The sequence below is a fragment of the uncultured Nisaea sp. genome, assembly GCF_963974195.1.
Taxonomy (GTDB): Bacteria; Pseudomonadota; Alphaproteobacteria; order Thalassobaculales; family Thalassobaculaceae; genus Nisaea.
This window is the reverse complement of the sequence record NZ_CAXBDC010000052.1, coordinates 1-13,813: the sequence shown is the minus strand read 5'-3', so window position 1 is coordinate 13,813 and position 13,813 is coordinate 1. Positions and strand designations below refer to the sequence as shown.

12 protein-coding genes are annotated in these 13,813 nt (G+C 61.6%); 2 read left to right on the top strand and 10 right to left on the bottom strand.

The genetic code is table 11. From position 1 onward, the window contains the following. Window positions 1–13: 13 nt before the first annotated feature. Window positions 14–2,026, bottom strand: coding sequence for a methyl-accepting chemotaxis protein (locus tag AAC126_RS12770; RefSeq protein ID WP_339853909.1), 2,013 nt, complete (start codon window positions 2,024–2,026; stop codon window positions 14–16). A 228-nt stretch (window positions 2,027–2,254) separates the two neighbouring features. Between AAC126_RS12770 and AAC126_RS12765 the strand changes: the two genes are divergently transcribed. Next, entirely contained in the window at window positions 2,255–3,061 is an 807-nt protein-coding gene (locus AAC126_RS12765; protein WP_339853907.1) for an N-acyl homoserine lactonase family protein, read from the top strand. A gap of 22 nt (window positions 3,062–3,083) precedes the next feature. Here the strand turns inward: AAC126_RS12765 and AAC126_RS12760 are convergent, their stop codons facing one another. The 6 genes from AAC126_RS12760 to AAC126_RS12735 all read right to left on the bottom strand — a co-directional run bounded on the left by AAC126_RS12760 (window position 3,084) and on the right by AAC126_RS12735 (window position 8,425). After that, complete coding sequence (locus AAC126_RS12760) at window positions 3,084–3,485, bottom strand: carboxymuconolactone decarboxylase family protein (RefSeq protein ID WP_339853905.1); 402 nt, start codon at window positions 3,483–3,485, stop codon at window positions 3,084–3,086. Between the two features lie 62 nt (window positions 3,486–3,547). Further along, entirely contained in the window at window positions 3,548–4,270 is a 723-nt protein-coding gene (gene phbB, locus AAC126_RS12755) for an acetoacetyl-CoA reductase (protein ID WP_339853903.1), read from the bottom strand. A gap of 94 nt (window positions 4,271–4,364) precedes the next feature. After that, a complete protein-coding gene (locus AAC126_RS12750; protein WP_339853901.1) occupies window positions 4,365–5,540 on the bottom strand; it encodes an acetyl-CoA C-acetyltransferase in 1,176 nt (391 codons plus the stop codon). A gap of 148 nt (window positions 5,541–5,688) precedes the next feature. After that, complete coding sequence (locus AAC126_RS12745; RefSeq protein WP_339853899.1) at window positions 5,689–6,804, bottom strand: alpha-hydroxy acid oxidase; 1,116 nt, start codon at window positions 6,802–6,804, stop codon at window positions 5,689–5,691. A gap of 9 nt (window positions 6,805–6,813) precedes the next feature. Then, on the bottom strand, window positions 6,814–8,007 hold the full coding sequence (locus tag AAC126_RS12740; protein WP_339853897.1) for an alpha/beta fold hydrolase: 1,194 nt from the start codon (window positions 8,005–8,007) through the stop codon (window positions 6,814–6,816). Further along, complete coding sequence (locus tag AAC126_RS12735) at window positions 7,910–8,425, bottom strand: hypothetical protein (RefSeq protein ID WP_339853895.1); 516 nt, start codon at window positions 8,423–8,425, stop codon at window positions 7,910–7,912. The genes AAC126_RS12740 and AAC126_RS12735 overlap by 98 nt, the downstream gene beginning before the upstream one ends. A 246-nt stretch (window positions 8,426–8,671) precedes the next feature. Between AAC126_RS12735 and phaR the strand changes: the two genes are divergently transcribed. Then, window positions 8,672–9,388, top strand: coding sequence for a polyhydroxyalkanoate synthesis repressor PhaR (gene phaR / locus AAC126_RS12730; RefSeq protein WP_339853893.1), 717 nt, complete (start codon window positions 8,672–8,674; stop codon window positions 9,386–9,388). Window positions 9,389–9,400: 12 nt separating this feature from the next. Here the strand turns inward: phaR and AAC126_RS12725 are convergent, their stop codons facing one another. The 3 genes from AAC126_RS12725 to AAC126_RS12715 form a co-directional block, all read right to left on the bottom strand. Next, the gene (locus AAC126_RS12725; RefSeq protein WP_339853891.1) at window positions 9,401–10,381 is read right to left on the bottom strand and encodes a DUF2333 family protein; all 981 of its coding nucleotides are present in this window, start codon (window positions 10,379–10,381) and stop codon (window positions 9,401–9,403) included. A gap of 93 nt (window positions 10,382–10,474) precedes the next feature. Further along, window positions 10,475–11,251: a TVP38/TMEM64 family protein gene (locus tag AAC126_RS12720; protein WP_339853890.1), complete on the bottom strand. Its 777-nt coding sequence runs from the start codon at window positions 11,249–11,251 to the stop codon at window positions 10,475–10,477. Window positions 11,252–11,344: 93 nt separating this feature from the next. Beyond that, the gene (locus AAC126_RS12715) at window positions 11,345–13,357 is read right to left on the bottom strand and encodes an ATP-binding protein (RefSeq protein ID WP_339853888.1); all 2,013 of its coding nucleotides are present in this window, start codon (window positions 13,355–13,357) and stop codon (window positions 11,345–11,347) included. Between the last annotated feature and the right edge of the window lie 456 nt (window positions 13,358–13,813).

Genomic DNA, 13,813 nt, shown 5'->3' with positions numbered 1-13,813 from the left:
CACGGAAAGCCGGTCAGACCTGGCGCATTTCCGCCAGGAATCGCTGCACCACCTGGCTCAGGTCGCCGGATTTCGCCGAGACCTTCTCCGAGGCGCTCAACACCTCTCCCGAGATCGCCGTGGTCTCGCGCGTCGCCTCGCTGACCCCGCCAATATTCTCGTTGGCGGACCCGGTACTGGCGGCGGCATCGCTCACATTGCGGGCAATCTCCTGGGTTGCCGCGCTTTGCTCTTCCACAGCCGTTGCCACACCGGCCGAGATCCGGTTGATTTCCTCGATCCGCTCGGCAATGTGCTGGATGGACGAAACGGTGTGCTGCGTATCGTCCTGGATGGTCTGGATCTGGGTCGAGATCTCCTCTGTCGCCTGGGCCGTCTGGGTGGCCAGGTTTTTCACCTCGGAGGCAACCACGGCAAAGCCCTTGCCGGCCTCACCGGCACGGGCCGCTTCGATGGTGGCGTTCAGGGCCAGCAGGTTGGTCTGCTCGGCGATATCGGTGATCAGTTTCACCACTTCGCCGATCTTGGCGGAATTGTCGGCAAGCCGGTGAACCAGCACGCGGCTCTGCTCCGCATCCTCCACCGCCTGATCGGCCACCTGGGTCGATCGCGAGACCTGCTGTGAGATCTCCGTGATCGAGGCGGAGAGTTCTTCGGCGGCGCTGGCCACCGTCTGCACATTCTCCGTCGCCTGGTTCGAGGCCGAGGACGCCATGCCGGCCATGTTGCTGGACCGGTCCGCCGTCTGGGTCAGGCTGTTGGCCGAGCCACGCAGGTTTTCGGCCGCCTCGGAAACGGATTTCAGGGTCTCCGTCGCCGTGCTGTCGAAATCCCGGGTCAACTCCTCGATGCGCTTCGTCCGCTTCTCCCGCCGCTCCTGGTCCATCCGCGAGGCTTCCTGCAATTCCTCCGCCTTCAGCATGCTTTCACGGAACACCATGACCGCCTTGGCCATCTCGCCCATCTCGTCACCGCGCTCCGTCATCGGCACCTCGGTGCTGGACTCGCCAGCGGCAAGCCGCCCCATCACATCGGTCAGGGCCTTCACCGGCCGGGAAATACCGCGCGCGATCAGAAAGGCCGCCGCCAGGCCGATCACGACACAGATCAGTGTCGCCACGACCGAGAGGATCTCCGTCTTTACAATCCCGTCCCTGGCTTCCGAGCCAATCATGGTCTGCTCGTCCCGGATCGCCTCATAGGCACCGGCCGCGTCCACAAGGATGGCCGCAGCCACGGGCCTCAGCTCTTCATCGAGAATACCGTTGAGGGAAACGACAAGATCGCGGACAGACAGCAATCCTTCCTGATAGGCGGCGACGCTCGACTTGAGGGCCTCGGTCAGTTCGTCATCCTGGCCAAACTGAAGATTGGCGACCAAATCCTCAAAGCTGGTTTCCAGCGGCCCGCGCTCGGCATCGACCAGAGCAAAGGTTTCCGCCTGCTGATCCAGCAGATAGCGGTTCAGCTCAGCGCGCTGAATCAGCAAGCTGCGCAGCACCTGGCCGGCCTTGTAAGCCAGCTCCGCGTCATAAGCCTCGTTGGCTTCCGCCATGATCGCCGTCAGCTTCTTTTCCAGATCGGAGCCCAGCTTGTTGATCTCCGCACTCGCGACGTCGCGCCGCTCGCGGCTCGCGACAACGGTTTCGAAAGCCGCCCCGTAACCGGTGAGTTTGGTCTGGATGTTTGCCAGACGTGCGCGTGCACTGTCGGTCGCGGCACCGGCCTCTGCAATCTCGAGGTCCTTGCGCACGGCCGAGACGCCCTCTTTCGCCTTCTCGGCGGACTCGGCACTGCCATCGACGAGAAACTGCTGCACTCCAGCCGCGGTCTTAAGGAGATCCGCGCGGGCGGCAGACACCTGCGCGGCCTGGTCGGTCAGTTGCTGATAACGGGTCAGGGCACCGCCAGCCTGCAGCAGGCCAAAAAACGATGCGGCGCTGTTGAGCACCAGAAGGATCAGGATCCCGCCGATGCCGATCAACAATTTCACGCCAAACTTCATGTCGTTCAACCTTGAGAACATTTGCTCTCATCCCCCCTTCGTTTCCATATCTGGCGTCGGCCATCTTTTGTGGCGGTATCGTCAGACTTTAGCTAAAGCTCGGTTAAAATTTTCTTTCAATTGTCTAAATCTCTGATTTTCAACATAAAAGTGACTTGTTCCATATTTTTCCATAGCTGGCAATGCTATGGCATATTACGCCACCAAAGATAGTTCGGCTAAGAAACGACTTCAGCAAGGGGGAATCACATGGGCAACGGACATACTTACGAAGTCTTCGCGGTGCGGTATGCACATAACGGCAAGCGCATGCGGAACGAGAACTTCGTGTTTCCGGACGCTCACGATGTGGCCATGCCATTGGATTACTTCGTCTGGGTCATCCGGAACGAGGAGCGGACCTTTGTCGTCGATACCGGTTTCGGCGAGGTTGCCTCGCTGAAACGGGGCTCCCCGCTCTTGCGGTCGACGACCGAGGGACTGGCCCTGCTCGGGATCGACGCCGCCGAGGTCGAGGACGTCATCATTACGCATATGCATTATGACCATGCGGGCGGGATCGGGGAGTTCCCGAAGGCGACCTTCCATATCCAGGATTCCGAAATGGCCTATGCCACCGGCCGCTGCATGTGTTTCGAGGCGGTGAAGAAGCCCTTCGAGGTCGAGGATGTCGTCGCCATGGTGCGCAAGGTCTATGGCGGACAGGCGAAATTCCACGATGGCGATACGGAGCTCGCGCCCGGCCTCAGCATTCACAAGATCGGCGGGCACTCGGCCGGGCTGATGTGCGTGCGCGTGCGCACCGAGCGCGGCTGGATCGTGCTGGCTTCAGACTGCGCGCATTTCTACGAGAACATCCGCGAGCGCAAACCGTTCGTGATCTGTTACGATCTCGGCGCCATGATGAACGGCTTCAATACGCTGGAACTGCTGGCGGACAGCCCGGACCATATCGTGCCCGGGCATGACCCTCTGGTGATGGATTACTATCCGGCCCCGTCGCCGGATCTGGAAGGCGCCGTTGTGCGGCTCGACGTGATGCCGAAAACAGGCTGAGGCGCCTTTCGCAGGTGTCTGCTCAGACCTCTTTCAGAAAGTCGTCAACCTCGACCTGATAGCCCTCGATCAGCTTGTTTGTCTGGTTGAACATGCCGATCACGGCCATCAGCTCGCCGTACATTTCCTCGGTCATGCCATGGCCGCGCGCCTGCCTGGTGTGCGAACGGGTGCAATATTCGCAGCCGTTCGTCGCCGAGACCGCGACCGCGATCATTTCCTTCGTCCGGGCGTCGAGCGCACCGGGCGCCATGACTTCTTTCAACCCGTACCAGACCCGCGCCAGGGTCGGCGGATGGGACGCCAGCGTGCGCCATACATTCGGTATGAAATCGATGTTCCGGGACGACATGATGTCGTCATAGACCGCGCGGACCTCGTCCGATGCGTCCTCGTAAGCAACCGGCATGACCGTGGCGCTCATGAACCTCTCCTCTATCTCGGCTGACAGTAGGTGATGCGGGCCGGAAACCGGCCCGCATCGGGTCAATACATGTGCTGGCCACCATTGATCGACATGGTCGATCCGGTAACGAAGCCTGCATCGTCGGCGCAGAGGAAAACCACCCCGCGGGCAATCTCGTCCGCATGGCCGAGGCGGCCGACCGGAACCCGGGCGACGATCTTCTCCAGCACGTTGGCCGGCACGGCCGCGACCATATCGGTATCGATATAACCCGGCGCGATGGCGTTCACCGTGATGTTGGAACGGGCACCTTCCTGGGCCAGCGCCTTGGTGAAACCGTGGATACCGGATTTCGCGGCGGCATAATTCACCTGGCCGTACTGCCCGGCCTGGCCGTTGATCGAGCCGATATTGACGATCCGGCCGAATTTCCGGGCGCGCATGCCGTCGATCACGTTGCGGCACATGTTGAAGCAACCGCCGAGATTAGTGTCGATCACTTCCTGCCACATCTTGTGATCCATCTTGTGGATCGTGCCGTCCCGGGTGATGCCCGCGTTATTGACGACGATATCGACCGGGCCGAGATCGGCCTCGACCTGTTTCACGCCCGCAGCGCAGGCCTCAAAATCGGAAACATCCCACTTGTAGGAAGCAATGCCCGTGCGTTCCGTGAAAGCCCGCGCCCGCTCCTCGTTCCCTGCATAATTCGCTGCCACCGTGCAACCGGCATCCTTGAGGGCGAGGCTGATCGCCTCCCCGATACCACGGGTCCCACCCGTTACGATTGCGACACGCCCCATTATTCCCTCCAGTTTTTTGATTGAGCCCATATGTATTAGAGGAATTCGGAACCGGCCCCTCCGGTTCCGTCACCGGCTTTTTTATTTACCGGATTCAGTCTCGCTCGACACAGAGAGCGACGCCCATGCCACCGCCGATGCAAAGCGTTGCCAGCCCCTTTTTGGCATCCCGCTTCTGCATTTCGTGCAGCAGCGTGATCAGGACGCGGCAGCCGGACGCGCCGATCGGATGCCCGAGCGCGATAGCACCGCCATTGACGTTCACGATCGCGGGATCCCAGCCGAGATCCTTGTTCACGGCACAGGCCTGCGCCGCGAAGGCTTCATTCGCCTCGACAAGATCGAGATCGCTTGCCGCCCAGCCGGCCTTCGCGAGCGCGGCCCGGCTCGCCGGGATCGGCCCGGAGCCCATGATCGCGGGATCGACGCCGCGGGTAGCGAAGGAGACGATGCGGGCAAGCGGCGCAATGCCCCGCTTTGCCGCTTCGTCTCCGGTCATCAGGATGGCAATGGCCGCGCCGTCATTGATACCGGAGGCGTTGCCTGCCGTGACGCTGCCCTCTTTGGTGAAGGCCGGACGGAGCTTGCCGAGCGTTTCGATCGTGGTGCCGTGGCGCGGATGCTCGTCCGTGTCGACCACCGTGTCGCCCTTCCGACCGGAAATCGTTACGGGAACGATCTCATCCTTGAACTTGCCGGCTTTCTGGGCCGCCTCGGCCTTGTTCTGGGACGCCGCCGCGAAAGCGTCCTGCTCGTCCCGGGTAATCTGCCACTTGGCCGCGACGTTTTCCGCCGTATTCCCCATGTGGTAGCCGTTGAAATGATCCCAGAGCCCGTCCTTGATCATCGTGTCGATGAACTGAACATCGCCCATCTTGTAGCCGTTGCGCAGGTTCTGGGCATGCGGCGCGTTGCTCATGCTTTCCTGACCGCCGCAGACCACGATCTTGCTGTCACCGGCACGGATCGCCTGATCGCCAAGGGCGACGGCACGCAGGCCGGAGCCGCAGACCTGGTTGATCGTGATCGCCGTGCGTTCCTGCGGAATACCGGCACCGATGGCCGCCTGGCGGGCCGGGTTCATGCCCGCGGCCGCGGTCAGCACCTGACCAAGAATGGCCTCGTCGACCTCGCCTGCCTCGACCTTCGCCCGGCGCAGCGCTTCCTTGATGGCGATGACACCCAGATCCGCTCCCGACAGGGAACTCAAACCGCCGCCGAACGCACCGATCGGGGTCCGCGCAGCCCCGGCAATTACCACATCGGTCATAGTCTCTCTCCCTCGGCGCCGCTCCTGACGCCCTTTGCCAATCCGGAGGCATCGCGTGGCGATACCCCTTGCGGAGCACCGTCACACAATAGACCCCTACACGCAAATTGTGACCTGCGCTTTGCGCCAGATCAAAACCCGGATCAAACTATGAAGGATAAAGCCCGATCAGCGGAAACGCGCTGAAGACATCCGGCTCCGCGACCGGACTGGCCGCATGCACGTGGCGCGCGCCAACCTCGGAAAGGCTGTTCACGCCAAGCAGGGCGACAGCCGTCCGCACCTCATCCCGCAACAGGGAGAGCGTACGCACGACACCGGCATCACCGGCAGCCGCCAGACCGCAGCAGAACAGACGCCCCATGCCAACGGCATTGGCCCCGAGCGCGATGGCCTTGACCAGATCCGTGCCACGCTGGATCGAGCCGTCGACAACGATCTCGGCCCGCCCGGCGACCGCATCCACCACCTCCGGCAGAACATCCAGAGATCCGCGCCCGTGATCGAGCTGGCGGCCGCCATGATTGGAGACATAGACCACGTCCACGCCCCGCTCGACCGCCATCACCGCATCCTCGGCCGTGGCGATGCCTTTCAGGATCAGCGGGATGTCGTACTTCTCCTTGAAACGCTCCACATCCTTCCAGTTCAGCGCCGCCTGCCAGTCCGCGCCGGAACCGGCACGCCACGGCTTGACGAAACGCGCCGCGATATCCCTCTCGCGCCGGCTGTAATAGGCACTGTCGACCGTCAGCGAGACCGCGAAACATTTGGCATCTTTCGCCCGCTGCACCTGCTCGTCGAGCCAGCCATCGTCGCCGCGTTTGTAAAGCGCCGAGATCAACAACCCTTCGGCCTCGGCCGCGACGTCCTCGATCGGGATGGTGCCGACATTGCTCAGCATCAGGGCATTGCCGAATTCGGCCGCCGCCCGCATCGCCGTCTTTCCGCCGCCCGGCTCGAAGCTCTCCAGCGAGCCGACCGGTGCCAGCAGGACCGGCAAAGCCAGATCCTTGCCGAGCAGACGCCCGCCAACCGCAACCTCGCGCATATCGTTCAGGACCCGGGGCCGGAAGGCCACGCTGTCCAGCGCCTGCCGGTTCCGCTTCATCGTCGTCTCGGTCTCGGTCGCGCCGCGCAAATAGTTCCAGATATTCTCGCTCAGCGCCTGCTCCGCCGCCTCGACGATCTCATGCAGACATAAGAACCGTTCCGAGGGATCTGTATTGTCCGCCTCATTCATGCCGGACGTTGCATTACTCATCTGCGCTACTCACCTGATTGTTTCCTCCATCCATGCCCCGAGCGGTTCCCAGACCGCTTTCTCGGCATTTGAACTTGCCATCATGCCTACATGACCGAGCGGCACACGCAAAGTTTCGGCATGCGGTAAAGCCGCCGCCAGCGCTTCGGCCGATGGCGGCGGAACGATCCTGTCCCGCGACGGTATGACAATGGATGTCGGCAGGGTGATTTCGGCGGGATCAACGATGCGGCCGGCGATTTTCCACTGCAATCGCGCCGGCGTGTTCTCCCCGTACCAGTCAAGGAACGCCTCTGCCGCGACCGGTCCCATCAACGGCACCCCGTCATTCAGCCAGTCCTCGAGCGCGACAAAATCGATCGCTTCGGCGCCATCCGCGTCGAGCGACCGGAAGCGCAGGAATTTCTTTATGACAAGCATCGGGTCCAGCATGTGGAACAGTGCCTGCAGCAAGTCTGTGCCGACTTCATGCCCCCGGTCCGAGGCCGTTGTCAGGAACGGCCGTAGAAGCGGCAGGAACGCGGCAACGGGCGGCGCACCGGCGCTAAAGTCCCACGGGGTGGCCAACAGCCCAAGCGCCCGGATATCCGCCTGGCGCCGGGCTGCCAGTGCAAGTGCCAGCAGCCCGCCCATACAATAGCCGAGCACGATCGGCGGCTTTCCGGTAATGGCGCGGACGGCATCGAGGGCCTGATCCAGACGGCCAGCGACATAATCGGTCAGGCTGAACCGTGCTTCGCCCGGTCCGGGACGGTCCCAGTCCACAACGAACGGGCGGAAGCCGAGGCTTTCCAGATAGCGGAGCAGCGAGCGGCCGGGCCTGAGATCAAGGATGTAATAGCGGTTGATCAGCGACGGCACCACGAGCACCGGCGGGCCGTCGAGGTTCCGTGTCCCGTAATCCAGCAATGCCGTACTGCCAGACCGCCAGGCGACGGGCGCCGGTTCCGTTTCACGAACATAAGGATGCCGCCGGTACATCAGGACTGCGTCGAGCAAATCCTGGCTGCGCTCCAGAATGGCCTGGTCGACGGCAGCGACAAAGGCGTTCCAGGTTTCTGTCTCTATTCCACTTGCAAAAGCTCCCGGTCCACTTGCGGAAGGATCAGGAGTGCCGCTTCCGGCTGTCTCCCCGGCGCTGTCGCGCAGCTGCCGTTCCAGATCCCGTTGCAGTGTCGCGAGGCCGGGATTCAAGAGAGGCAAGCCGTTCCTCAAGCTCTCTGACGCGAGCCGCGAGCCGCTCCAGTTCAGCATCGCGGTCGTCAGGTACAGCGGCAAGGGGCGCGGCCCCAGCCTCGGCGGGCGCTCCGGATTCTCTGGCTTCGGGTCCGTCATCGACACCGCGTTTCTCTCCTATTGCGCCGGACCCGGCTCTTGCCGTTTCATCCGCGCCATGCGCCCGGCTGGCACCGCCAGCCCGGTAATCCGGCGCGAAGCCGTCATGCTCCCTTCCGGCAGCGTCGCCGGGTTCCGCCGGGGCCTGGGCGAACGGCATGAAGAGGGCCATCCATTGCTCGGCAAATGTCCGCATTTCCGGATCGCGCGCCATTCGGGTCGCCTGATCCTGCCACAGATCAAGAAAGCCGCGCGCCAGTGCATCATAGTCGGCCTGTTTCGACATCGTTCCTTGAGCACCAATTTTCCGCCGGTTTTTTAGGCGCCTTCGCCACCCGCCAAATCCTGAACGGGACAGGTGATTTCCGCAATATCTGTGAGAAAATTTCAATGACCGGAAAGATCATCGCAATATTTCGCATTGCAACGAAGGATTTTCCGAATACGCTTTTCGCTGTGCGATGCAATATGTCGGACACCGTGAACCCTGAACAGGGCACGGTCACAAGGGTGGAAACAAGGGGAAACCGGCATGGCAACTCAACGGAAACGGGCGGCCCAGAGCACCCCGGAGAATGGCGCGGAGGGTGCCGCGGATGCGGGCGCCAGCGTCATCACGATCAAAAAATACGCAAATCGCCGCCTCTACAACACGGCGACGAGCAGCTATGTGACGCTCGATCATCTCTGCCAGATGGTCAAGGACGGCCAGGATTTTGTGGTTTACGACGCCAAGACCGGCGAGGACATCACCCGGCCAGTTCTGACCCAGATTATTGTCGAGGAAGAGAGCAAGGGGCAAAACATGTTGCCTATCAGCTTCTTACGCCAACTCATCGGCTTCTACGGCGACAATCTGCAAATGGTTGTCCCGCGCTATCTCGAATTTGCCATGACGGCGTTCAGCAAGGATCAGGACCGCACCCGCGACTATATGCAGGAAGCGCTTGGCGGCATGTTCCCGTTTTCCAATTTCGAGGAAATGGGGAAACAGAACATGGCCATGCTCGAGAAGACCATGAGCATGTTCAATCCGTACCGCCCGCAGGACAATGAAGGCAACGAGGCCCCGCAGAGCACTCCGGCCGGCAGCGCCGGAAAACCGGCGGTCGATCCGGCTCAAGGCGCTGTGGATGCCCTGCAAACACTCCAGGAGCAGGTTGTGCAGTTGCAGCAGCAGCTCACCGCACTCAGTACCGCGAACACTCCCACGCAATCGTCCAAGAAAGACGACAAGGACGGCAATTAAGCCGTCCGGCTCCTATTTTTGCAGGATATTGGTGATTTCCCGCAGCTGCGTTCTGGCCCGGAGCAGGTAGAAGCCCTGCACCGAAAGGTGGCTCGGGAAGATCAGCCCGTCTGGTGCGCCGTTCATGATCACCAGGGGGTCGAGGGCGGCCGCGGAACGCATGGAGTCCAGCATCTGGCTCCAGGCCGATCCCAGCTCGCGATCCTTGATCACCCGGTCGAAATCGACGCCCAGCTCCCTCAGCAGCATGTAGTAGCCGTAGAGACGGCCTTTCACATTGTAGAAAATATCATCGACCTTCGTGTCCATGCCCCAGCCGCCGGCATGCGCCAGATGCTGATCAATGATGGCCGAGGAAGAGCCGAGGTCGGCCGTCATCCGCTCCAGCGTTGCCTGCAGATTGTCGGAGCGCTTCTCGAAGGTGGCGTCTCCCGCTGCCAGCCGGGCGTTATAGGCCAGCAATGCGCGGCGGGCGGCAGCATATTGCTTTTCCGCCGGGGTGGTCGGAGCCCAGGAGGTTTCGAAGTCGAACAGCCAGATCGTGCCCGGGAATTTCAGCTTGCCCGCGGCATCTTCCAGATCCTTGTCCACCTCGCTGGACGCGCGCGTCCGGCCAAGCTGGTCTGACATTTCGATAGCGAAACGGCTGATCGCGTTGATAACGCCCTGCTGGAAATTCGGCATGTTGTCGAGCATGTAGCCGGGCAGGAAGAACGGGTTGTTCGCGACCCAGCTGTTCTGCTCCGTCTCCCGATAGATCAGGTCCGCCGCCATCTGGACGGAGCGGCTGGCGCCCGGCGGGGTGTCGCTCACGGCCAGATCGACATCGTCGGAGATCCGGTGCGTCAGCGCCATGCCGATGAGATAATAGGCGACAATGGCGACGATCAGGAGGCCGATACCATATCCGCCAGCGCGCGCGACCCAGGGGGCAATCGCCCGCCGCCGCGCCGGTGTATCGTCATCCCAATTCAGGTCGTGCTTTTGCGCCATCACTCATTTCCGTCGGTCAGAAGTCCTGTCTAACATGGGAATGTTACCAGGAGAGCGCAATCGAATTGAGGAACGCAGCGCCGCTGAACCTGCCTAGCGGCGGCCAAGGAAACGCTTGGCGGCAACAGGTATCAGGGCCAGCAGGCCAAGCCCGACCATGGCCATGATGATCTCCGGAGTCATGATATCGCCAAGGCCGATTTTGCCTTGCTGATCGAAGATACTGCCGAGGCCCGCGCCGACGGTCGCGAACACGAACCCGCCCGGAATGATCCCGATCACGGTTGCCAGCACATAGGTCCGGGTGGAGACGCCAAGAAAAGCAGGCACCAGATTCACGACGAAGAACGGAAAAGCAGGTACCAGACGCAGGAACAGCAGATAGTTGAAAGCGTCCCGGCGGAAGCCCTCCCGCATCATCCCGATCGCCTTGCCGGCGCGGGCACGCAGCGCGTCGCCAAAAGCCGTCCGCGCGGCCCAGAACACAGCCGTCGCCCCGATCGTCGCCCCGGTCACCGCATAGGCCGTGCCGCCGAAAGCGCCGAAAAGGAAGCCGCCACTCAGCGTCAGCACGGCCGCCCCCGGCACGGACAGCCCCGTCACCACGGCATAGAGAACAACGAAGGCAAGCGCGGCCAGCAGGTAATGGTCGGCGACGAAACCGGTCAGTACCTCGCGGTTATCCCGCAGCAGCTCAAGGCTGACATAGCGGTCCAGGCCAAGTCCGAAGAACAGTGCCATGGCGAGCACGAGACCGAGAGCCGGGACCAGACGCGACGTCCAGCCACGCTTGCCTGCACTGGCCTGTGGCCCGTCATCATTCTCCACACCGCTCACCCCGGTTTCCTCGACCACCTGAAGCCACTCCATGTCTGCCTGTTCGCTCAGCTTGGAGGTAGTCCATGCAGCATGATCCCGCACATGAAAGGATTTCACACCAGCGTGACCGATGCGCGATCCGGATCAGATCTGACGCAGGCGGCTCTCGGGGAAGCGCAATGTCACAAGCGTCCCCTTGCCGATTTCACTGTTGATGCTCAGGCTTCCGTCATGCAGGCCAATCAGGCGGGAAACGATAGACAGGCCAAGACCGGACCCTTCCTGCGCCACCAGGCGTCCCCGGCCGACCTGCCCGAATGGCGTCAGCGCGACCTCGATATCCTCCGGAGCCATGCCGATCCCGGTATCTCCGACGCGGAATTCCAGATAGCCGTCGACAATCTCTCCGCCCTCGACCCAGACTTTTCCGCCTTCGTTGGTGAACTTCACGGCGTTGGAGAGCAGGTTGAGCAAAATCTGGCGGAACATCCGCTGATCCGCCGCGACGGCAAGCCGCTTGGCCTCGATGGAGACGGTAATTTCGATCTGTTTACGAGCCGCGCGCTCGCTCATGAAACGGACACAGCGCCCGACCGCCGAAATGGCGTCGAACAGATCGTCAGAGACAATGAACTCGTTCGCCTCGATCTTCGCCATGTCGAGGATATCGTTGATCAGCTCGAGAAGATGAACGGCGCTGCTGTGGATATCGCCCGCATATTCCTTGTACCGGTCGTTGGAGAGCGCTCCGAACATCTCCGCTGCAATCGTCTGGGAAAATCCGAGGATCGCGTTCAGCGGTGTGCGCAGCTCGTGGCTCATGTTCGCGAGAAATTCTGATTTGGCCCGGTTCGCCAGTTCGGCCTGCTCCTTGGCCGCGCGCAACTCGTCTTCATGCTTCTTGCGCGCCGTGACCTCGGTGACCGAGCCTGCCATGCGGGCGACCCGCCCTGCCTCGTCACGCACCACCCGAATATGATTGGAAACCCAGACGGGCTCGCCGTCCCGGTCCCTGATCCGGTATTCAAGCGAGAAATTGTCGGCGCCCCCGCGCAGCTTCCGCATCATGGCCCGGCGCGCGGCCTTCCGGTGCTCCGGGTGGATGTAGGCAACGGATTCACGGGCCGGCATGGTGCGGGAATCCTCTCCCCACCCGACCGTCCGGCACATCTGCGCCGACGCAAAGAACTCGTTACCGGCCAGATTCCAGTCCCATAACCCGTCGCGCGCACCCTCGACCGCGAGCTCGTACCGCTCCTGTGCCTTCCGGAGCTGGTCCTCGATCTCCTTCCGGTCGGTAATGTCCTCCACCGTCTGCAGCACCCAGCCCCAGTTCTCCTCGAAGCCGGGCATGATGCTGGTGCTGGTCCGCAGATAGACAGCGCGGCCGTCGAATGTCGTATCCCAGCCCTCGACGACGGCCTTGGTCTCGCCGGAGAAGAAACGTGCGAGCAACTCGACGAAAATATCCGAGAGACCGGTTTCCGGATTGTAGGAAGACAGATCCGGCACCTTGTTGAAATGCTCGATCAGGGTCCGCTTGTCGGGGGCATTGTAGGTCTTTACCGCCGCCTCGTTGAGATCGACGATCCGCGCGCCGTCGGCGAGATCCACCAGAATCCCCGGATTTTCCCTGACATAGGCCGGGATATCGGTGTGCCCCTCCCGCTTGAGCCGCTCGAGCACCCGCCGCGCACCCGTCCAGTCCTCGTCCGTGGTGCCGACCGGGTAATCGTCGAACCTGGAGCGTTCCAGCTCCAGATTTCGCAAAATAGCGTTCTCCCGGCGCGCCGAGGGGGCGTTGTCCGTCACCACGACCGACACCCCGGATATGCCGCCCTCCGGGCTCTTGCTCGGATAAACATCAATGCGCAGAAAACGCGGGCTGTCGCCTGCATTCGCCCGGAGGTTCCGGCTGCGGGTCTCGCCGCCGGTCATCACCGATTTCAACAGGGAAAAATAGCCCGGATCGATCTCTTCGAGACCGGCGATATCAAGGCTCAGAAGAACGGCCTCGAATCCCTCTGTACGGTGCACGATTTCGAGATCGGACCCACGAAATTCCGACGGAATAGCAGCAGAAAATCCGCCATTCCGCATCAACGTGACCGTTTCAGCCGCATCGGCGATCGAGCGGTTTTTGGTGTTCGCTACCAAATCAAGCTGCCAGTCACAGGTCTCAGACTAAATCATTGAAACAAGAGAGTGACGTATTCCCGGGCCGAATGAAATCCGTGGATCGATGATTTTTTCAGTCCTACCGCAGGCTGTTACGCAAATTTCTCCGCGTTACCCGGAACGGTTCGCAGGCCTAAATGTTAACACTTTGTAAAGACACTTTATTTTCGAAAAAAATGAGGCTTCCCATTCTTCTCAATGTCTTACTCGCCCGCTCCCGGGCGACGGCACAGGGCAGAAGGCCTTCGCGCATAGATAATCATCGGGCGTGGAAAGCCAAGCCCGAAACAGACGCGAATCGCCATTATCCTTCAGTTTTCAGGGGTATTCACCCCTGGTCAGCGACCCTTGCCGGCAGCTCTGCCGAGCATTTGCTCCGCCATCCCTTCATAGCTGTCCGCGCGGGTCAGACGTTTCATCAGATCCGGCGATGCC

Bases quoted from the DNA above. Each gene is read 5' to 3' on its own strand.
- AAC126_RS12770 (WP_339853909.1), bottom strand. From the start codon at position 2,026: ATGTTCTCAAGGTTGAACGACATGAAGTTTGGCGTGAAATTGTTGATC.
- AAC126_RS12765 (WP_339853907.1), top strand. From the start codon at position 2,255: ATGGGCAACGGACATACTTACGAAGTCTTCGCGGTGCGGTATGCACAT.
- AAC126_RS12760 (WP_339853905.1), bottom strand. From the start codon at position 3,485: ATGAGCGCCACGGTCATGCCGGTTGCTTACGAGGACGCATCGGACGAG.
- phbB (WP_339853903.1), bottom strand. From the start codon at position 4,270: ATGGGGCGTGTCGCAATCGTAACGGGTGGGACCCGTGGTATCGGGGAG.
- AAC126_RS12750 (WP_339853901.1), bottom strand. From the start codon at position 5,540: ATGACCGATGTGGTAATTGCCGGGGCTGCGCGGACCCCGATCGGTGCG.
- AAC126_RS12745 (WP_339853899.1), bottom strand. From the start codon at position 6,804: ATGAGTAATGCAACGTCCGGCATGAATGAGGCGGACAATACAGATCCC.
- AAC126_RS12735 (WP_339853895.1), bottom strand. From the start codon at position 8,425: ATGTCGAAACAGGCCGACTATGATGCACTGGCGCGCGGCTTTCTTGAT.
- phaR (WP_339853893.1), top strand. From the start codon at position 8,672: ATGGCAACTCAACGGAAACGGGCGGCCCAGAGCACCCCGGAGAATGGC.
- AAC126_RS12725 (WP_339853891.1), bottom strand. From the start codon at position 10,381: ATGGCGCAAAAGCACGACCTGAATTGGGATGACGATACACCGGCGCGG.
- AAC126_RS12720 (WP_339853890.1), bottom strand. From the start codon at position 11,251: ATGGAGTGGCTTCAGGTGGTCGAGGAAACCGGGGTGAGCGGTGTGGAG.